We start from the raw sequence: 18,731 nt of genomic DNA on the forward strand, positions 1-18,731 counted from the left end.
GTTTGCTTTATAAACACCTTGCCTCATAATAGTAAGGTTCATGAGGTAGGGATAGTATGAAAACAAGCGACAAAATCTTACAGACCATTAAGCGTCAAGGTGCGGTAACCGCGAAACAACTGTCAGAAGAATTTGGCATGACGACAATGGGTGCCAGACAGCACCTACAAAGTTTGGAAGATGACGGTATTCTTGCGTTTCATGACGTCAAAGTAAAAGTAGGTCGCCCAACTCGCCATTGGTCACTGACTCAGCAAGGTCATGGTCAATTTTCAGATCGTCACGGTGAGCTCACGATTCAAGTGATAGATGCTGTCGAAAACCTGTTTGGTAAAGAGGGGCTAGCTAAGGTGGCCGCGGAACGTGAACAACACACGTTAAAACAATATCAAACGGCCCTATCTGGCTGCGACAATCTACTGAGTAAACTTGAAAAGCTAACCCAACTTCGAGAAGAAGAAGGGTATATGGCTGAACTTCAAGATCAAGGCGATCACTACATCTTAATCGAAAACCACTGCCCTATCTGTAAGGCTGCAACTCGTTGCCCTAGCCTCTGCCAATCAGAACTCAATGTTTTCAAAGAATTACTCAAAGATGAATGTCATGTAAGCCGCACTGAGCACATCATTACTGGCGAACGTCGTTGTACTTATACCCTAACGCCAAGTTACTAATACTGTCTCAATATTGAGAAAATAAAAATAGAACAAAATTTGTACAGATTTCTTTCTTAAGCTTAAAGCATATGAAACATGCTTAATGCTAAGGAAGGAAAGATGGGACATCCACAGCCAGATCAAAAACTGCCCCCCTTTGATGAACTTGTTCAACTCGCGAAAAGCGATCCGAAAGCATTCAATCAATTCAAACATGAGATGTGCGAACAGATGATCTGTTCGGCCTCTGAAACCATGCAAGACAGGCTTCGAGCCCAGCAGAGCCACATAGACTTAGTGGTTAGTCGTTGTAAAAACCCACATCATGCCAATGTCGTACTGATGCAAGAATTAAGCTGCCAAGTGTGTAAGTTCCAAGACGCGCTTCAAGGTCGTTGCAGTTTTGAAGAGCCTCTGCCTGAAAATGTCGTGCCTTTTAGACCCAATACAGAACCAAAAATGTACTAAGAGCCAAAATGTATTTGTAAAAAACGCATTAAAAACAAAATGCCTTAGAACAAAAAAGGGAGCGCAATGCTCCCTTTTTACTGATGAATCATCCAATCTTTAAACTGGATCTTCACCGTAATCATTGCGGCCTTCAGTGCCTTTCATCAAACCGCACTCTACCAAGATCCACAAACCACATACTAGTGCAGCAACCGTTGCCACCATGTGAATAGGCGATACTGGCTCTGTCGTAGTCGCAGCCATAGGTGATGCAAGTCGCCCTAGTACGAGCGGTACATTCAGCAATAACCAGTAGTTCGACTTGTTGCGGTCATGCCAGCGCTTAGCGGTAACGGCAAGATCTGGAATAACAAGTAATAGAAGGAAGATTGGTAACAGGAGATAGGAGTATGCTGGGAACAAAACCGAGATACCGGTGGCAAAACCAGTAATCGCGATATAGTAGAAAATATTCCAAATCCAGTAAGTCTTACGACCAATTCTCCCCTTGAAAGAGAGCAGTAAATCTTTCATCGACATCTTAAATACTCAAAAAATTAATACGCTACCAAAAAGTTAGCAGCAAATAGTCAGTTAATCACTTTTAGTTAGTTGATTCTTTTAAGCTAATTCATCACTTTCTGAAAGCAACTTTTATCCATATCTCGTATGTTGACTGTTAGGCTACGGATATGGCTTGCCTGTTCTTGTAAGGTTTGCATCAACAAACGAGACAATTCTCTTTTCTGTTCTTCGGTACGTCCTGAAAGTAACTCGAAGCTAATATGAACAAAATCCACATTATCCTCTTCATCACCGACCAACCAGTTATGACAGCGCAGTGAACGAGACTTCACAGAAGGTACATCAAACAAACCACAGTTTAATGTAACTTGATGAAGGTCTTCCAGTAAACCTTGAATATTCACTCGCTCATCCACTGAATTTGAGTACTCTAGAACTAGATTCGGCATTATTACTTCCTATTGTTAACGCAATCGTTTGTCCCTTAATAGCAACTAACGATGAAAAATCCGAGAAGTTAGCTATTATTCTGTCTGCCGGATCACTGATATATGCTCAAAATCTACTCTGACCATTGAGTAAGATCCAAGAAAGTCATGACCACAGTCATGATCTGTTGATATTATTCTGTTATATTATTTCGTAATAAAGTTTACTTTTTTACATTCGATTTATTTAAATACTTTGGAGATATTCCTATGCGTCATCCTGTAGTTATGGGTAACTGGAAACTAAACGGCAGCAAAGAAATGGTTGTTGATCTACTAAACGGTCTTAACGCTGAACTTGAAGGCGTAACAGGCGTAGACGTAGCAGTTGCTCCACCAGCACTTTTCGTTGATCTTGCTGAGCGTACGCTTACTGAAGCGGGCAGCGCGATCATCCTAGGTGCTCAAAACTCTGACCTAAACAACAGCGGTGCATTCACTGGCGACATGTCTCCAGCAATGCTTAAAGAGTTCGGCGCATCTCACATCATCATCGGTCACTCTGAGCGTCGTGAATACCACGCTGAGTCTGACGAATTCGTTGCTAAGAAATTCGCATTCCTAAAAGAGAACGGCCTAACTCCAGTTCTTTGTATCGGTGAATCTGAAGCACAAAACGAAGCAGGCGAAACTGTTGCGGTATGTGCACGTCAACTTGACGCTGTTATCAACACTCAAGGTGTTGAAGCTCTTGAAGGCGCTATCATCGCTTACGAACCAATCTGGGCTATCGGTACTGGTAAAGCAGCTACAGCTGAAGATGCACAACGCATCCACGCTCAAATCCGTGCACACATCGCTGAGAAATCAGAAGACGTTGCTAAGAAAGTTGTTATCCAATACGGCGGTTCTGTTAAGCCAGAAAACGCAGCAGCTTACTTCGCACAACCAGACATCGACGGTGCTCTAGTTGGCGGCGCAGCTCTTGACGCGAAAAGCTTCGCAGCTATCGCTAAAGCAGCTGCTGAAGCAAAAGCTTAATTTAAACGTCACCGTTTAGATTGAATGAAAGGTCAACTTAGGTTGGCCTTTTTTATTGCCTGTCATTTGGAATTCAAACTTAAAACCTAAACGGTAGGCACAAAAAAACCGCTGAACAATCAGCGGTTTTTAATGTATTTAAGCGGACGCTAAGCGTGGCTTAGAACAACTCTTCTGCAACGCGGAACAGCTCAGAACGGTCTGGGTTCTGCATGTTCTCGATACAGTCGATGATGTCATGGTGAACAAGTTCTTCTTTCTCGATACCAACACAACGACCACCGTGGCCTTCTTGAAGAAGGTGAACAGCGTAGTTACCCATGCGTGAAGCCAGTACACGGTCAAATGCAGTAGGACGACCACCACGTTGGATGTGACCAAGAACCGTTGCACGAGTTTCACGACCTGTTGAAGATTCGATCTCTTTAGCCAGTTCGTTCGCGTCCATCATTAGCTCAGTTAGAGCGATGATTGCGTGCTTCTTACCTTTCGCAATACCATCTTGGATGTTGCTGATAAGCTGTTCTTTATCTAGGCCAGTTTCAGGAGTAATGATGTACTCACAACCACCCGCGATTGCTGACATAAGCGTAAGGTCACCACAGTGACGGCCCATGATTTCAACAATAGAAATACGTTGGTGAGAAGAAGACGTGTCACGTAGACGGTCGATTGAATCAATAACTGTGTTAAGTGCAGTTAGGTAACCGATTGTGTAGTCAGTACCTGCGATATCGTTATCGATAGTGCCTGGAAGACCGATACATGGGTAACCCATTTCTGTCAGTTTCTTAGCACCCATGTAAGAACCGTCGCCACCGATAACAACAAGTGCTTCGATACCGTGCTTCTTAAGGTTCTCGATGCCTTTCTCGCGAACTTTAACATCTTTGAATTCAGGGAAACGTGCAGAACCTAAAAAAGTACCGCCGCGGTTGATGACGTCAGATACGCTTGAACGGTCAAGCTTTTCAATACGGTCTTCAACAAGGCCTTGGTAGCCATCGTAAATGCCGTAAACTTCAATGCCAACTGATAGTGCGGTACGAACTACGCCGCGTACTGCTGCGTTCATGCCTGGAGCGTCACCACCACTGGTCAAAACACCGATCTTCTTAATCATGCTCACCCTCGATTTTTGGGAATCTATTATTCAATTCTTTTGCTTGCCGATTGTATATCAACAAGATTTTAAATCTATATATGTGCTTTATGTTACATTTCCTCAATGGGAATAGCACTTAAATCGCGTAAATTTATGTAACATTTCTACTTCTGTAAGAGTATTACAGTTTTACTCAGTAACTTTGTTGATTCACATCAGAATCAACATTAATTGTTATGCGGTGGTTTTTGTATCACCAAAGAATTCGCAATTTTTACTCACTTTAGTTCAAAAGCCACCCACTTACCATTTGCGGGCTGCTTTTCCCACCTATTACCAAGAATGGAATTTCTGCTGCTTCTCCGGGCCAAACACCACCGAATACGGGTCTTGATGAATTAATACATCAGCATCAGGGAACACAGAGATAAGCTTGGCCTCCACTTCATCAGAAATGCGATGCGCTTCAATAAGTGGGATATTATCTTCCAATTCTAAATGCAGTTGGATAAAGCGAATCGGCCCCGAACGACGAGTTCGTAATTGATGCACACCCAACACGCCTTCAATGCTCAATGATGTCTCTTTAATCTGTTTCAGCTCTTCATCTGGCAGCTTATGATCAAGCAGAGATTGCACGGCTTCCATCGCCATTTGGTAAGCGCTGTACAGGATGTAGATACCAATACCAATCGCGAACACCGAATCCGCCTGACCAATGCCAAACCAGCTCAACGCCAGTGCCAACATAATAGCGGCGTTCATATAGAGATCGGTTTGGTAGTGCAGTGAATCAGCCGCAATAGCTTGGCTACCGGTTTTGTTTACGACATGCTTTTGGAATCGAACTAGACCGAAGGTCATCACCATCGCGAATAAGCTGACATAGATACCAATTTCTGGGGAGTTCAGTTCGTGGGGTCTAAAGAAGCGCTCAATACCGTTAAGAATGAGGAAACAAGCCGAGCCTGAAATAAACATCGCCTGCGCTAATGCAGCAAGGGATTCGGCCTTACCATGACCAAAGGTGTGTTCTTTGTCGGCGGGCTGGAGAGAGTAGCGAACCACGATAAGATTGACGACCGAGGCCGCGATATCCAACATTGAATCCACTACGGAAGCCAACAGACTCACAGAACCTGTCACCCACCACGCTGCGACTTTCACTATCAATAAGATAGTGGCGATGGTTGTGGCTGCCCAAGCGGCGAGCGTAACTAAACGTGCGTATTCTTGTTTCATAATTTGGCTATAAAGTGACTGATAGCACAAAGTATAACCTGCAAACAATCAATTGAATATGACAGCTCGGATGTAAAACATTCATTTCTAGGGATCAAAAAAAGCGGCACGCGGCCGCTTCTTTCTCAACACTTTCATTCAGCCCGGCTTTCTCAAGCCATGAATTACTTGTCTTTGTTCATGCGTTTTTCCATTTTATCAGCACACTTAGTCATGCGCTCTTGCTGGATTTCTTTCAGTTGAGTCTTTTGCTCAGCCGTTAGTACGCTCATCATTTGGTGTTGTTTCTTAAGCATTGCTACGCGACGCTCAGTTTGCTTCTCAACCATTTGGCTTGCTAGGTCGTTTGCCGCCGCTTCATCAAAAGTATCCGCTAGAACTAAATCTTGAACTTTCTCTTGGTGCGCTTTCATTTTCGCCATTTTATCGGCTTTATTACCAGCGTGTTTTTCTTTCATCTCTGCACGATTCGCTTCGCGCATCTCTTTCAATTCTGTTTTTTGTGCATCAGTCAGGTCTAGTTGACGCATCACTTTCTTATCGAAGCCGCCACATTTACCGTGCATACCTTTGTGGTCGCCTTTATCGCCGCCGCCATATGCGAATGCGCTTGCTGTACCTAACATTAGTGGAAGTGCCGCAGCTGCTAGTACAAGTTTCTTAGTCATTTTCATAATTGTTGCCTCAATTCGGTATAATAAGTCATGTGTTGCGTCTGTTTCTCAGCGCTTAGATATAGATTAGTCTTTCCCTCGTAAAGCGACGTTTAGAAAGCGTAAAGAATCGTAAAGAGTGAAAGTTGACGAATAATTAACAGTATTATTAACGTGTAAATAACCAATTAAGGCTTCCCAATGGCGAACATTCTTCTTATTGATGACGACACCGAGTTAACCAGTTTACTTAAAGACATTCTGAGCTTTGAGGGGTTCACTGTTTCTGAAGCCAATGACGGCTATGCGGGGCTTGAGGCGATCAATGATGAGATAGATTTGATCCTATTGGATGTGATGATGCCGCGTCTTAATGGCATGGAAACCCTTAAGAAGCTGAGAGAAAATTGGGAAACACCGGTATTAATGCTGACCGCTAAAGGTGAAGAGATCGATCGTGTGATTGGCCTTGAGCTTGGCGCGGATGATTACTTACCAAAACCGTTCAGTGACCGTGAACTTCTCGCTCGTATTCGTGCCATCTTGCGTCGCACACAAACCGCTTCGGCACCTAAAGCAGCCAGTGATACCATTCAATACCAAGACATCGAAGTGTTCCCCGGCAAGCAAGAAGCTTACTGTAATGGTCAGCAAATCGACCTCACCACCACTGAGTTCGCCTTGCTAAGCCATCTAATCCAAAATCCGGGGCAAGTGATCACCAAAGAAGCATTGAGCTTAGATGTATTAGGCAAAAGGCTGGCGGCATTTGACCGTGCCATTGATATGCACATATCTAATCTACGTAAGAAGATTCCAGAACGTAATGACGGTAAATCTCGCATCAAAACCTTACGTGGCCGTGGCTATTTATTGGTAGAGGAAGGTTAATGCGTATACCTAAAATCACTAGCTTATATGGACGTATCTTTGCCATCTTTTGGTTCACCATGTTACTGGTGCTTTTATCCGTGTTATCTCTACCGCACCTCGATCCTCGAGTGGCGCGAGATGTGCCCGCCGATCATCTCAATAAATTAGAGCGTATCGCTAAAATCACAGAAAAACGCTACGCCAAAGAACCGAATCTAGGCAAAATTGTGTTCCAACTTGAGGCTCCACGTAGCCGCAAGGATTCTCGTGCTCGTATCTATTTAACCGATCTTGAGGGTGCAGTCCTTACTTCGAAAAGGCATTCGGACTACAAGCTTAAGGCGATTCGTAACTTTGTTACCTCGATTGATAACCCTGAGATGCCGAAGCAAAAGCTTTACGGACATTACATGGTCGCAGGGCCTGTGCCGATTACACTCGCTGGTGAAGAACTGTTGATGTACGCCGGAGTGAAGTGGAATCAACCACCGCCATTTTTGCTACGACTGTTTGATAAGCCTCTACAGCTATTACTTGCCGTCATGCTGGCAAGTACCCCACTATTACTTTGGTTAGCTTGGGCATTGAGCCAACCTGCTCGTAGGCTTGAACGCGCAGCGCAACGTGTGGCGAAAGGCCAATTCGAGGTCGATCCAACACTCGAAAAAGGCACATCAGAATTCAGGCAAGCGGGTGAAAGCTTTAACCAAATGGTCGAAGCGGTAAACCAGATGATCTCAGGGCAACAACGCCTGCTCTCTGATATTTCACACGAACTGCGCTCACCACTGACTCGTCTGCGTATGGCCAATGCATTAGCGATTCGTAAACAAGGTGAGAGCCAAGAGCTAGAACGTATCGATATGGAAGCTCAGCGATTAGAGCAGATGATCAGTGAACTGCTGACGCTCTCTCGCATGCAGGTCGACAGCCACATAACTCGTGAAGTTCAACCACTCTCAAGTCTATGGGAAGAGATATTAAAAGATGCAGAGTTTGAAGCCGAGCAGATGGGTAAATTACTAACGTTTTCAGAGATCCCAGATCGTTCTATTTCGGGTAATCCTAAGCTGCTGATGAGTGCCTTAGACAATATTACGCGCAATGCTATCTACTACGGTAAAGACCAAGTCGATGTGCAATTCCATGTAGCCCAAGATCAGCTGACCATTCGCGTGAATGACAATGGCGATGGTGTGCCTGATGACGAACTCGATTCGATTTTCAGACCGTTCTATCGTGTTTCAACGGCGCGAGATCGTAACTCAGGCGGTACTGGGCTTGGGTTAACCATTACTGAAAGTGCGATTCGCCAACACAGCGGAACCATCACAGCCAGTCGCAGCACGTTGGGCGGACTACAACTGGAAATTACCTTACCTATCCTACCGGTATAATACCCCCACAAAGATCGCAGTTGATAATGATTGTTATTATCATTATGGTAAATCCTCTAATTAAGGAGGATTTACCATGTCACACATTTTCCCTGCTCTACCCTACGCTTACGATGCCCTAGAACCTTACATTGATGCTCAGACGATGGAAGTGCATTACAGCAAGCACCATAGAACCTACTACGACAAGTTTGTTGCGGCTATCTCTGGCAGCGAGCTAGAGCAACAGTCTCTGACCGAGATCTTCGCTAACATCTCCCAGCATAGTCCTGCTGTACGTAATAATGGCGGCGGTTACTACAACCACATCTTGTATTGGAACTGCATGTCTCAAGATGGCGGTGGTGAACCGACGGGCGAGCTTGGTGAGGCTATCAAAAGTACATTCGGGGATTTCCAAGCGTTCCAAGAGTTGTTCGCACAAGCGGCAATCAATACCTTTGGTTCAGGCTTCGCTTGGTTGGTAGTAGAAGAAGGACAACTGAAGATTATCTCGACCTCAAACCAAGACAACCCGTGGATGGATACCATCGCCAGCAACGGTGAGCCGATTCTTGCACTCGATGTCTGGGAACACGCCTACTACATCAGCTACCAAAACCGCCGCCCTGAGTACATCAATGCATGGTGGAACGTGGTGAACTGGAATGCGGTGTCAGCAAACTACGCGCAAGCACTGGCGAATCAAGCATAAGCTGATGGTGGTGAACTGTACTCACTCAGCTTGCCACCGTATACTCTGGCTATCTTTGAATATTCTTGTGAACCAACATGTTTGATATCGCTCTATACGAACCAGAAATTGCGCCCAATACGGGTAACATCATCCGCCTATGTGCTAACTGCGGCGCAAACCTGCACCTGATTGAACCGCTTGGCTTTGATTTTGAAGAGAAGAAAGTTCGTCGTGCTGGCTTGGATTACCACGATCTAGCGCGTGTTAAGCGTCACAAGAACCTAGAAGCCTTCCTTGAGTATCTAGAGAATGAGCGCGAAGGTGATTTCCGCATCTTCGCTTGCACGACTAAAACGACAGGTCACCACGTTGATGCAAAATTCCAACAAGGTGATGTGTTGATGTTTGGCCCTGAGACTCGTGGCCTGCCTGCTGAGTTCATCGAAAGCATGCCAATGGAACAACGCATTCGTATTCCAATGATGCCAGACGCGCGTAGCCTAAACCTATCTAACGCGGTTGCTATTATTGCATTCGAAGCATGGCGACAAATGGGCTTTGAAGGCGCGGTATAACCTAATCTCAGTAAATCAATCTCAGTAAATAACTGTTCACTCGGCCTGTTACCTGTTCCTGCTAGCTATCGTAAATAGCAGGTAACATGCAATAAAAAAGGCTCTTACCATTATCACTTGCTTGCGAAGGATAAAGGTAAGAGCCTTTTCTGTTTTTCCCTCTATATAAAGAAGAGGGAAAACGGATTAGTTCAAGCGATTACGATCGTTGTCATCGTCTTTCTTCTCAAACTCACCTTCAAAGGTGTTGCCGTCTTTTGATTGGTCAGAGGGATCGCGATTGAATGGGTCTTGTCCAAATGGACTCTGACCAAAACCAGCCTGTCCACCGGCATGGAAACCGCCAGACATATTGCTAACCACCATTTTTTCCATAATTTTCTTGGCAATCATCGCTCTTGGTGCTGGTAGCAATACCAACATACCGAGTGCGTCCGTCATAAAGCCCGGAGTCAGCAGCAAAACACCTGCAACCGCAAGCATCACGCCTTCAAGAATCTGTTGTGCTGGCATTTCGCCTTGTTGTAGTCGACCTTGCACAGACATAAGTGTTTGAATGCCTTGGCTACGAACAAGCGATGCACCTACAAATGCAGTAATCAAAACTAACGCAATAGTTGGCCACAATCCTAAGAAGCCACCAACTTGAATAAATAGACCAATCTCAATGATAGGTACGAAGATAAACAGTAATAATAAGATAGGAAACACACGCCCTCCTTTGTTACTCCCAGTTTACGCTGAAAGCCCTATTAATCTCAAATTTATCCTGTAAATAAGCGTGTTTATTGACCGAGAATAACTTTGCAAAATATTGACGAAACAAAACCGAAAAAGGTGATCAACTTAATATTTTTATGCGCTAGGTACAGTATCATGTGCCACATAAGTCAGGACGGATTTATCAGCCCAATATTCTAGCGAACGGAGTATTTGCACACAGAATAGGCTAATAACTAACTATATAATCAGAATAATTCTCTAAGGATCCTGTTATGGCTAATCTATCAGAAGCTCAAGTTGAAGCTCCTCAAGCTACTCGTCTCGAAGAAGATCTACTAGGTCAACGTCATGTTCCGGCTGATGCTTACTACGGCATCCACACTCTACGCGCAGTTGAAAACTTCAACATCTCAAATGTAACGATCTCAGATGTACCTGAATTCGTTCGCGGTATGGTGATGACAAAGAAAGCAGCGGCTTTAGCAAACAAAGAGTTAGGTGTAATCCCAAGCGAAGTGGCTAAGTACATCATCGAAGCTTGTGACCTAATTCTAGACACTGGTAAGTGCATGGATCAGTTCCCATCGGATGTATTCCAAGGTGGTGCTGGTACTTCTGTAAATATGAATGCTAACGAAGTTGTGGCAAACGTGGCACTTGAACTTATGGGCAAAGAAAAAGGCCAATATGAGTTCATCAACCCGAATGACCATGTAAACCGCAGCCAATCAACAAACTGTGCTTACCCAACTGGTTTCCGTATCTCTGTGTACAACAGCGTTCGTAAACTGATTGACGCTATCGAATACCTAAAAGGTGCATTCGAGCTTAAGAGCCAAGAATTCAACACAATCCTGAAGATGGGTCGTACTCAACTTCAAGATGCTGTTCCAATGACGGTTGGCCAAGAGTTCCACGCTTGGGCTGTAACCATCAATGAAGAAATCAAAAACCTAGAATACACTTCAAAGCTTCTTCTTGAAGTTAACCTAGGCGCAACGGCTATCGGTACTGGTCTGAACGCAGCTCCGGGTTACCAAGGCCTAGCAGTGAAACACCTAGCAGAAGTAACGGGCTTAGAGTGTGTCGCGGCTGAAGATCTTATCGAAGCAACGTCTGACTGTGGCGCATACGTAATGACGCACGGTGCACTTAAGCGTCTAGCGGTTAAACTGTCTAAGATTTGTAACGACTTACGTCTTCTTTCTTCAGGCCCACGTACTGGCTTCAACGAGCTAAACCTACCTGAACTGCAAGCGGGTTCTTCAATCATGCCTGCTAAAGTAAACCCAGTTGTACCTGAAGTAGTAAACCAAGTTTGCTTTAAAGTTCTAGGTAACGACAACACGGTTTCTTTCGCAGCAGAAGGCGGTCAGCTTCAACTGAACGTAATGGAACCTGTTATCGCACAAAGCATGTTTGAGTCTTTAGACATCCTAACAAACGCATGTGTGAACCTACGCGACAAGTGTGTAGACGGCATTACTGTGAACAAAGAAGTGTGTGAATCTCACGTATTTAACTCTATCGGTATCGTAACTTACCTAAACCCATACATTGGCCACCACGAAGGTGACATCGTTGGTAAGATTTGTGCGGAGACAGGTAAGAGTGTTCGTGATGTAGTTCTAGAGCGCGGTTTATTAAGCGAAGAAGAACTTGATGACATTTTCTCTGTTGAAAATCTGATGCATCCTCAGTATAAAGCTAAGCGCTACGAGTAAAGTTAGCGAGAAAGGGCTCCAAACGGAGCCCTTTTTTAGGCTCCAATACGGTTACCCATGATTATTTTGTGGATTTCCGTAGGTTGCGTTTTTGCTTAATTGAACCTAAACCATAGAACTATTATGTGAACATTCCAGTGGCGAATGTTCACATAATAAAATCTAAATGAGGTGTTACTTATGATTGCAGTAGAACTATTTGTCGTCCTGCTCTTTATCTTTTTGGGGGCCAGAATTGGCGGTATCGGTATTGGTTTTGCCGGTGGTGCTGGTGTTATTGCCCTTTCACTTATTCTTGGTGTTCCAACAAGCCAGTCTTTCATCCCGATCGATGTAATCTTGATCATCATGTCGGTTATCACCGCAATTGCAGCAATGCAGGTTGCTGGCGGTATGGACTGGTTGGTGCAAATTGCAGAAAACTTTTTGCGTAAGCACCCTGAGCGCATCACCTTTTACGCGCCAATCGTGACCTTTGTAATGACATTGATGGCGGGTACTGGCCACACAGCATTCTCAACGCTTCCTGTAATCGCAGAAGTAGCGAAAGGCCAAGGCGTTCGTCCTTCTCGTCCACTGTCTATCGCAGTAGTAGCCTCTCAAATTGCTATCACAGCTTCGCCAATTTCGGCAGCGGTTGTGGCATTCGCAGCAATGCTGGCACCGTTTGGTGTTGATTACCTAACGCTATTGATGGTTTGTATCCCAACAACCTTCATCGCTTGTATGGTTGGTGCGGTTGTCGCGAACTACATGGGCTGCGAACTGAAAGACGATCCTGTTTACCAAGAGCGTCTAGAGAAAGGTCTAATCAAACTGGCAACAGAAGAGAAGCGCGAAATTCTACCAACAGCGAAGAGAGCAACTTACATCTTCCTAGCGGCGATTGGTTTCGTGGTTTGTTACGCAGCGGCTATCTCTAGCTCTGTTGGCCTAATTGAAAACCCAGCTCTAGGCCGTAACGAAGCAATCATGTCTGTGATGCTGGCAGCTGCTGCTGCTATTGTTATGTTCACTAAGATTGATGCAGCGAAGATTTCTTCAGCGCCAACATTCCGCTCTGGTATGACAGCGTGTGTTTGTGTACTGGGTGTGGCTTGGTTAGGTTCAACGTTTGTAAACGCACACGTTGCTGAAATCAAAGACGTAGCCGGCGCTCTACTGGCTGACTACCCATGGATGCTGGCTCTTGTTCTGTTCTTCGCTTCTATGCTGCTTTACTCTCAAGGCGCAACAACGGTTGCACTGATGCCTGCAGCTCTTGCGATTGGCGTAGCACCACTAACAGCCGTGGCTTCTTTTGCTGCAGTAAGTGCACTGTTCGTACTTCCAACTTACCCTACGCTACTGGCAGCGGTTGAGATGGATGACACAGGCTCAACGCGTATTGGTAAGTACGTATTTAACCACCCATTCTTCATTCCTGGTGTGGCAACAATCAGTACTGCGGTAGCACTCGGCTTCGCATTCGGCGGTCTGTTCATCTAACATTCGCTGATGATTAAAACTTTAAAAGGAAGCTTCGGCTTCCTTTTTTGTTTTCTACTCAATGTGTTATTTGATACACATCAAATAACTATTATAAACTTTAAAACCCGCCTAAAAATAAAATTTGAATAAAATTCCAAGAGTATTCAACCCAACTAATAACAACACTTACCAAATCAATCTCCCCTCGCTTTCATCTAATCCACATCGAATATTAATCCAAGCTAACTAACCAAAAAACCTTGCTATTTTCATGCCATTTTCAAGCCATCTTATTGGCCACTATTTTTGTGAACAGCACCAAACTTAAATAGCTAGGTAAGGAATAAAATAACCGCAGATAAATTAAATCTAACTTCATTTGGATCAGTAAATATAAAAACGAACTTAATTTAAAGTCAGCAACTTTATATCGTTGGGAACTTTATAAGCATCAGTATATTTACAATCTATAAATCATTAGTCGCTAATTCACATCACTTTTATTTAAGATGGTGTAAGGAGATAGCTATGACGACTCAGACAATACCAAGCGAGACAAAAAAGGGCGGCTTCTTTGCCAATTTTAAATTCCCTTCTGCCTACACCATTTTATTTATTCTTATTGCGTTCGTAGCGCTCCTTACCTGGATTGTTCCAGCAGGCCAATACGACCGAGCCATGAATGAAGAACTCGGTCGAGAAGTACCCGTAACCGGAACCTATCAAGCCGTAGAAGGTAACCCTCAAGGTGTGATTGATGTACTGCTAGCGCCTATTGATGGCTTCTACGACCACAATAGCTATGAAGCAGCGGCTATCGACGTTTCACTGTTCATTCTAATCATTGGTGGCTTCTTAGGGCTAGTAACCAAAACGGGTGCCATTGATGCCGGTATCGAACGTGTCACCGCCCGCCTAGAAGGGCGAGAAGAGTTGATGATACCGATACTGATGGCGCTGTTTGCTGCTGGCGGTACCGTCTACGGCATGGCGGAAGAATCACTGCCATTCTATACGCTGCTAGTACCAGTAATGATGGCCGCTCGCTTTGACCCTCTGGTTGCTGCTGCCACGGTATTGCTTGGCGCAGGCATTGGGGTGCTCGGTTCAACCATTAACCCATTCGCGACTGTTATTGCTGCCAACGCCTCTGGTATTCCATTTACCGACGGTATCGCGCTGCGTGTTGGTATGCTGATTATTGGTTGGGGTATTTGTGTCGCTTACGTTATGCGTTACGCAAGAATGGTTCAAGCCGACCCAACAACATCGATTGTCTACGACAAATACGAAGAGAACAAAGCACATTTCCTTGGTAACGCGAGTGGTGAAAAACTTGAATTCACCGCAACTCGTAAACTGATTCTGACCATTTTTGGTGGCTCTTTCGCTGTGATGATTTACGGCGTATCCGTTGCAGGATGGTGGATGGCTGAGATCTCCGCGATGTTCTTAGCAGCAACAATCATCGTCGGTATTGTGTCTCGCATGAGCGAAGAAGAGTTTACCACTAGCTTCATTGACGGTGCTCGAGACCTATTGGGCGTAGCACTTATCATAGGTATCGCACGTGGTATTGTGGTGGTGATGGACCGCGGTATGATCACCGACACCATTCTGTTCTCTGCAGAACAAATGGTTACCGGGCTATCTTCGGTTATCTTTATTAACGTGATGTTCTTCTTAGAGATTCTATTGTCATTCTTAGTACCATCAACGTCTGGATTAGCGGTACTGACTATGCCAATCATGGCGCCGTTGGCCGATTTTGCTGGCGTAGGTCGTGACCTCGTTATCACCGCGTACCAATCCGCTTCTGGCTTGGTGAACTTAATCACACCGACCTCTGCGGTAGTAATGGGTGGCTTGGCGATTGCTCGCGTCCCTTACGTACGCTGGGTTAAATGGGTAATGCCATTAATCGGTATCTTGATGGTGTTCTGCATCGTTGTGCTGAGTATTGGTGCGCTTATCTAGACAGCTCCAACTAACAGTCTTCAGCCAATAAGCTTCATCTTCTCGTTCAAAGCCGCTTTCTTAGCGGCTTTTTTTATCGCTATCGAATCCAACTCTAACCCGATCACCAAAACAACCTCACGAGCTGCACACGATTCATTTAACGCCTCCCTATTACCTATCTCAGTAGCAAAGCTTAAACAAACAAAAACCACTTGCGACAAAGAGTAAGCCAACGCTTAAACATCAACGTTAAGGCTAATAAAGCGCCAACTATTCTTCGCTCTTATATTTATACAAATATTTAGTCATTTATTGGCGTTAATTATATTTAAAGTAATTTAAGCAGTAATAACCAAAGAGGGAATAGTAGTGATTTTTATAGAAAACTGGCTTAAAAACCCCAATTACAAAGTGTGACCACAATAGCTTTATTCGCATTTAAATTGTTAAAGAATAATTAATTCTTCGTACAAAATTAAATATATAAATACTAACATTGCATACTTTCAATCTAAGCTCATTATTATCAATAAAACCATTTTGCATATAATCCCTCACAAATTGAATTCTAGCTAGGCGAATGAAAAAAGCATGCATAATATTCCCAAGGAGTTAACTATTTAGAAAAGGCTGACAATAGTTGAAAGTGCATAAAGTTTGTTAAAACCCTTGATTTTAAAGGGCTGCGGGATAAAAAACGATTTGTGATAGATCTCTAAGAATACCTGACTAGCAGGCGTAATATTAATTCCAGACAAGAGATATGAATAAAATAATTCATTCTTCTCAACTGAAAATAAATAATTACTCTTAGCGATAAAAGTAATTCAAATATATAAGAGAGAGACGATCATGAGTAAGTTCTATGTAGGTTCTGAAATAGGTCAATTACGCCGCGTTCTAGTTCACCGTCCAAGACGCGCACTGACTCACCTAACACCCTCTAACTGTCACGATTTGCTGTTTGATGACGTACTGGCTGTTGAGCGTGCAGGTAAAGAGCATGACGCATTTACTCAAACGCTACGTGATCAAGGTGTTGAAGTTCTTCTTCTTACTGACTTGCTAGCAGACACACTAGCTGTGCCAGAAGCGAAAGATTGGCTACTAAGCTGCCAAGTATCTGATTACCGTTTGGGTAAAACATTCGCCAATGATGTGCGCTGCTACTTGGGCGACTTACCAAACCTAGAGCTAGCAAAAATCCTAACAGGCGGTTTGTCTTACGCTGAGATGCCAATGAAATCATCTTCAATGATGCAAGGCATGCACGCACCAACCGACTTCATTATCGAGCCTCTACCAAACCACCTATTTACTCGCGACACATCTTGCTGGGTATACGGCGGTGTATCTATCAACCCAATGGCGAAACCAGCTCGTCAACGTGAAACAAACCACGTTCGCGCTATTTACCGTTGGCACCCAACATTCGCAGGCCAAGACTTCATTAAATACTTCGGCGATGAAGAAAAGATCAACTACGACAACTCAACCATTGAAGGTGGTGACGTTCTTGTTCTCGGTCGTGGCGCGGTACTTATCGGTATGTCTGAGCGTACAACAGCACAAGGTGTAGAGCACTTAGCATCTAGCCTATTCAAACACGGTCAAGCGACACAAGTTATCGCAATGCAGCTACCAAAACACCGTTCTTGCATGCACTTAGACACCGTAATGACGCACATGAACGAAGATACGTTCTCTGTTTACCCTGAAGTGGTAAGTAAAGACGTGCAGTGCTGGAACCTAACTGGCGATGAGTCTGGCGCTGTAAAAGTGAAAGAAGAAGGCTACTTCGTAACGGCTATCGAAAAAGCACTTGGCGTAGACAAGTTAAATCTAATCACAACGGGTGGCGACAACTTCCATGCAGAACGTGAACAGTGGAACGATGCAAACAACGTTCTAACGGTTAAACCTGGCGTCGTTATTGGCTACGAAGGCAACACATACACCAACGAAAAATACGACAAAGCAGGCATCACGGTTCTTCCGATTCCAGGAGACGAACTTGGTCGCGGTCGCGGTGGCGCACGCTGCATGAGCTGCCCAATCGAGCGTGATGGTATCTAATCACTAAGACGAAACGGCCAAGTTGAACGGACTTAAATAATCTCAACTTGGCCAAAATGAGAGAACACAATTATGACTAAGCAAACTGTTGTTGTTGCACTCGGCGGTAATGCCCTACTTCGTCGCGGTGAGCCGTTAGAAGCCGATGTTCAACGCCGTAATATTGAAACAGCTGTTAAAACCATCTCTGAAATCGCGAAAGTGTACAACGTGGTTCTAGTACACGGTAATGGCCCACAAGTTGGTTTACTTGCTCTGCAAGGTTTGGAATACAAAAAAGTAAATCCGTACCCGCTAGATGTGTTGGGCAGTGAGACTCAAGGCATGATCGGCTACATGCTGATGCAAGAGTTCAAAAACTATCTTCCTAACCGCAACATCTCATGCATGTTGACCCAAATGACAGTCGATCCAAACGATCCTGCATTCGCGGATCCAACCAAACCGATCGGCCCGATCTACGAAGAAGCAGAAGCGCGTGAATTGGCAGAGAAATTCCACTGGATCGTAAAACCAGATGGCCAACATTTCCGTCGCGTAGTACCAAGCCCACGCCCTACCGGGATTGTTGAACACGACGCGATTACCCAACTTATCGATGCAGGTCATCTCGTTATTTGTACTGGTGGTGGTGGCATCCCAGTGAAAAAAGAAAATGGCAAATTAGTGGGTGTTGAAGCGGTTATCGACAAAGACATGTCAGCGGCTTTCTTGGCGAAACAATTGGATGCAGATGCACTGCTTATTCTGACCGATGCTGACGCTGTATACCTTGATTGGGGCAAACCAACTCAACACGCACTGCGCAGCACCACACCAAGCGAATTGGCGAAGTTCACATTTGATGCCGGCTCAATGGGGCCAAAAATTGAAGCATCGTGCGAATTCATTCAGCAAGGCGGCAAAGTAGTAGGTATCGGTGCACTCGAAGATGGCTTGCAAATTCTGCAAGGCCAAGCGGGCACCAATATCACCAAAGGTTAACGTACTAGCGAGCTTTATCATCTTGAGAACCTTAAACCTTGAGAGCTTTTAAATCTTGAGAGCTTTTAAATCTTGCGAAAACAGAATTAAACGAAACAAACAGAACCGAACAAATTTAACTAAAAATTGAATCGTGCTTTCTTGAATTTTCTTTCCCTGTAACAGGAAAGC

At 44.5% G+C, this 18,731-nt stretch carries 18 protein-coding genes; 12 read left to right on the forward strand and 6 right to left on the reverse strand.

What is annotated here, in order from left to right:
- The first annotated feature begins 56 nt into the window (after nucleotides 1–56).
- Together AC3CKG_RS15190 and AC3CKG_RS15195 are read left to right on the forward strand one after the other, a co-directional pair.
- Nucleotides 57–677, forward strand: a complete 621-nt coding sequence (locus tag AC3CKG_RS15190; protein WP_017104625.1) for a helix-turn-helix transcriptional regulator — start codon at nucleotides 57–59, stop codon at nucleotides 675–677.
- A gap of 102 nt (nucleotides 678–779) precedes the next feature.
- Entirely contained in the window at nucleotides 780–1,127 is a 348-nt protein-coding gene (locus AC3CKG_RS15195; protein ID WP_017104624.1) for a DUF3135 domain-containing protein, read from the forward strand.
- 99 nt (nucleotides 1,128–1,226) lie between these two features.
- Here the strand turns inward: AC3CKG_RS15195 and AC3CKG_RS15200 are convergent, their stop codons facing one another.
- Both AC3CKG_RS15200 and AC3CKG_RS15205 read right to left on the reverse strand, forming a co-directional pair.
- Entirely contained in the window at nucleotides 1,227–1,649 is a 423-nt protein-coding gene (locus tag AC3CKG_RS15200; protein WP_004729700.1) for a DUF805 domain-containing protein, read from the reverse strand.
- Nucleotides 1,650–1,735: 86 nt separating this feature from the next.
- The gene (locus AC3CKG_RS15205; RefSeq protein WP_017077592.1) at nucleotides 1,736–2,083 is read right to left on the reverse strand and encodes a 5-carboxymethyl-2-hydroxymuconate Delta-isomerase; all 348 of its coding nucleotides are present in this window, start codon (nucleotides 2,081–2,083) and stop codon (nucleotides 1,736–1,738) included.
- A 249-nt stretch (nucleotides 2,084–2,332) separates the two neighbouring features.
- Here AC3CKG_RS15205 and tpiA point away from each other — a divergent pair, with 249 nt between their 5' ends.
- The gene (gene tpiA / locus AC3CKG_RS15210) at nucleotides 2,333–3,103 is read left to right on the forward strand and encodes a triose-phosphate isomerase (protein WP_012604968.1); all 771 of its coding nucleotides are present in this window, start codon (nucleotides 2,333–2,335) and stop codon (nucleotides 3,101–3,103) included.
- A 160-nt stretch (nucleotides 3,104–3,263) separates the two neighbouring features.
- Here the strand turns inward: tpiA and pfkA are convergent, their stop codons facing one another.
- The 3 genes from pfkA to AC3CKG_RS15225 form a co-directional block, all read right to left on the reverse strand.
- Nucleotides 3,264–4,226, reverse strand: coding sequence for a 6-phosphofructokinase (pfkA, locus tag AC3CKG_RS15215; RefSeq protein ID WP_029223212.1), 963 nt, complete (start codon nucleotides 4,224–4,226; stop codon nucleotides 3,264–3,266).
- A 315-nt stretch (nucleotides 4,227–4,541) separates the two neighbouring features.
- Nucleotides 4,542–5,450, reverse strand: coding sequence for a CDF family cation-efflux transporter FieF (gene fieF / locus AC3CKG_RS15220; protein ID WP_029223213.1), 909 nt, complete (start codon nucleotides 5,448–5,450; stop codon nucleotides 4,542–4,544).
- Between the two features lie 164 nt (nucleotides 5,451–5,614).
- Nucleotides 5,615–6,124 carry a CpxP family protein gene (locus AC3CKG_RS15225; RefSeq protein ID WP_076668755.1) on the reverse strand — a complete coding sequence of 170 codons (510 nt, stop codon included), beginning with the start codon at nucleotides 6,122–6,124 and terminating at the stop codon, nucleotides 5,615–5,617.
- Nucleotides 6,125–6,304: 180 nt separating this feature from the next.
- Here AC3CKG_RS15225 and AC3CKG_RS15230 point away from each other — a divergent pair, with 180 nt between their 5' ends.
- From AC3CKG_RS15230 to trmL, 4 genes are all read left to right on the forward strand, one after another.
- A complete protein-coding gene (locus tag AC3CKG_RS15230; RefSeq protein WP_017104617.1) occupies nucleotides 6,305–6,994 on the forward strand; it encodes a response regulator in 690 nt (229 codons plus the stop codon).
- A complete protein-coding gene (gene cpxA / locus AC3CKG_RS15235) occupies nucleotides 6,994–8,373 on the forward strand; it encodes an envelope stress sensor histidine kinase CpxA (RefSeq protein ID WP_076668751.1) in 1,380 nt (459 codons plus the stop codon). The genes AC3CKG_RS15230 and cpxA overlap by 1 nt, the downstream gene beginning before the upstream one ends.
- 76 nt (nucleotides 8,374–8,449) lie before the next feature.
- Nucleotides 8,450–9,067, forward strand: coding sequence for a superoxide dismutase (locus AC3CKG_RS15240; RefSeq protein WP_488528538.1), 618 nt, complete (start codon nucleotides 8,450–8,452; stop codon nucleotides 9,065–9,067).
- 77 nt (nucleotides 9,068–9,144) lie between these two features.
- Entirely contained in the window at nucleotides 9,145–9,624 is a 480-nt protein-coding gene (gene trmL / locus AC3CKG_RS15245) for a tRNA (uridine(34)/cytosine(34)/5-carboxymethylaminomethyluridine(34)-2'-O)-methyltransferase TrmL (RefSeq protein ID WP_009844716.1), read from the forward strand.
- Between the two features lie 186 nt (nucleotides 9,625–9,810).
- Here trmL and AC3CKG_RS15250 read toward each other — a convergent pair whose 3' ends face one another.
- A complete protein-coding gene (locus AC3CKG_RS15250) occupies nucleotides 9,811–10,335 on the reverse strand; it encodes an FxsA family protein (RefSeq protein WP_488528539.1) in 525 nt (174 codons plus the stop codon).
- A gap of 284 nt (nucleotides 10,336–10,619) precedes the next feature.
- Between AC3CKG_RS15250 and aspA the strand changes: the two genes are divergently transcribed.
- The 5 genes from aspA to arcC all read left to right on the forward strand — a co-directional run bounded on the left by aspA (nucleotide 10,620) and on the right by arcC (nucleotide 18,560).
- Nucleotides 10,620–12,071 carry an aspartate ammonia-lyase gene (gene aspA, locus AC3CKG_RS15255; protein WP_017083812.1) on the forward strand — a complete coding sequence of 484 codons (1,452 nt, stop codon included), beginning with the start codon at nucleotides 10,620–10,622 and terminating at the stop codon, nucleotides 12,069–12,071.
- 180 nt (nucleotides 12,072–12,251) lie between these two features.
- Nucleotides 12,252–13,559 carry an anaerobic C4-dicarboxylate transporter gene (locus AC3CKG_RS15260; RefSeq protein ID WP_017083813.1) on the forward strand — a complete coding sequence of 436 codons (1,308 nt, stop codon included), beginning with the start codon at nucleotides 12,252–12,254 and terminating at the stop codon, nucleotides 13,557–13,559.
- A gap of 510 nt (nucleotides 13,560–14,069) precedes the next feature.
- Nucleotides 14,070–15,518 carry a YfcC family protein gene (locus AC3CKG_RS15265; RefSeq protein ID WP_017108586.1) on the forward strand — a complete coding sequence of 483 codons (1,449 nt, stop codon included), beginning with the start codon at nucleotides 14,070–14,072 and terminating at the stop codon, nucleotides 15,516–15,518.
- Nucleotides 15,519–16,352: 834 nt separating this feature from the next.
- Nucleotides 16,353–17,576: an arginine deiminase gene (gene arcA / locus AC3CKG_RS15270; protein WP_076648674.1), complete on the forward strand. Its 1,224-nt coding sequence runs from the start codon at nucleotides 16,353–16,355 to the stop codon at nucleotides 17,574–17,576.
- Between the two features lie 72 nt (nucleotides 17,577–17,648).
- On the forward strand, nucleotides 17,649–18,560 hold the full coding sequence (gene arcC, locus AC3CKG_RS15275) for a carbamate kinase (protein ID WP_017108588.1): 912 nt from the start codon (nucleotides 17,649–17,651) through the stop codon (nucleotides 18,558–18,560).
- The last annotated feature ends 171 nt before the right edge of the window (nucleotides 18,561–18,731 follow it).

This window comes from Vibrio sp. QJM3NY_15, from assembly GCF_057785995.1.

Excerpts from the sequence above, each read along its gene's own strand:
- AC3CKG_RS15190 (WP_017104625.1), top strand. The coding sequence starts at position 57 with ATGAAAACAAGCGACAAAATCTTACAGACCATTAAGCGTCAAGGTGCG.
- AC3CKG_RS15195 (WP_017104624.1), top strand. The coding sequence starts at position 780 with ATGGGACATCCACAGCCAGATCAAAAACTGCCCCCCTTTGATGAACTT.
- AC3CKG_RS15200 (WP_004729700.1), bottom strand. The coding sequence starts at position 1,649 with ATGTCGATGAAAGATTTACTGCTCTCTTTCAAGGGGAGAATTGGTCGT.
- AC3CKG_RS15205 (WP_017077592.1), bottom strand. The coding sequence starts at position 2,083 with ATGCCGAATCTAGTTCTAGAGTACTCAAATTCAGTGGATGAGCGAGTG.
- tpiA (WP_012604968.1), top strand. The coding sequence starts at position 2,333 with ATGCGTCATCCTGTAGTTATGGGTAACTGGAAACTAAACGGCAGCAAA.
- pfkA (WP_029223212.1), bottom strand. The coding sequence starts at position 4,226 with ATGATTAAGAAGATCGGTGTTTTGACCAGTGGTGGTGACGCTCCAGGC.
- fieF (WP_029223213.1), bottom strand. The coding sequence starts at position 5,450 with ATGAAACAAGAATACGCACGTTTAGTTACGCTCGCCGCTTGGGCAGCC.
- AC3CKG_RS15225 (WP_076668755.1), bottom strand. The coding sequence starts at position 6,124 with ATGAAAATGACTAAGAAACTTGTACTAGCAGCTGCGGCACTTCCACTA.
- AC3CKG_RS15230 (WP_017104617.1), top strand. The coding sequence starts at position 6,305 with ATGGCGAACATTCTTCTTATTGATGACGACACCGAGTTAACCAGTTTA.
- cpxA (WP_076668751.1), top strand. The coding sequence starts at position 6,994 with ATGCGTATACCTAAAATCACTAGCTTATATGGACGTATCTTTGCCATC.
- AC3CKG_RS15240 (WP_488528538.1), top strand. The coding sequence starts at position 8,450 with ATGTCACACATTTTCCCTGCTCTACCCTACGCTTACGATGCCCTAGAA.
- trmL (WP_009844716.1), top strand. The coding sequence starts at position 9,145 with ATGTTTGATATCGCTCTATACGAACCAGAAATTGCGCCCAATACGGGT.
- aspA (WP_017083812.1), top strand. The coding sequence starts at position 10,620 with ATGGCTAATCTATCAGAAGCTCAAGTTGAAGCTCCTCAAGCTACTCGT.
- AC3CKG_RS15260 (WP_017083813.1), top strand. The coding sequence starts at position 12,252 with ATGATTGCAGTAGAACTATTTGTCGTCCTGCTCTTTATCTTTTTGGGG.
- AC3CKG_RS15265 (WP_017108586.1), top strand. The coding sequence starts at position 14,070 with ATGACGACTCAGACAATACCAAGCGAGACAAAAAAGGGCGGCTTCTTT.
- arcA (WP_076648674.1), top strand. The coding sequence starts at position 16,353 with ATGAGTAAGTTCTATGTAGGTTCTGAAATAGGTCAATTACGCCGCGTT.
- arcC (WP_017108588.1), top strand. The coding sequence starts at position 17,649 with ATGACTAAGCAAACTGTTGTTGTTGCACTCGGCGGTAATGCCCTACTT.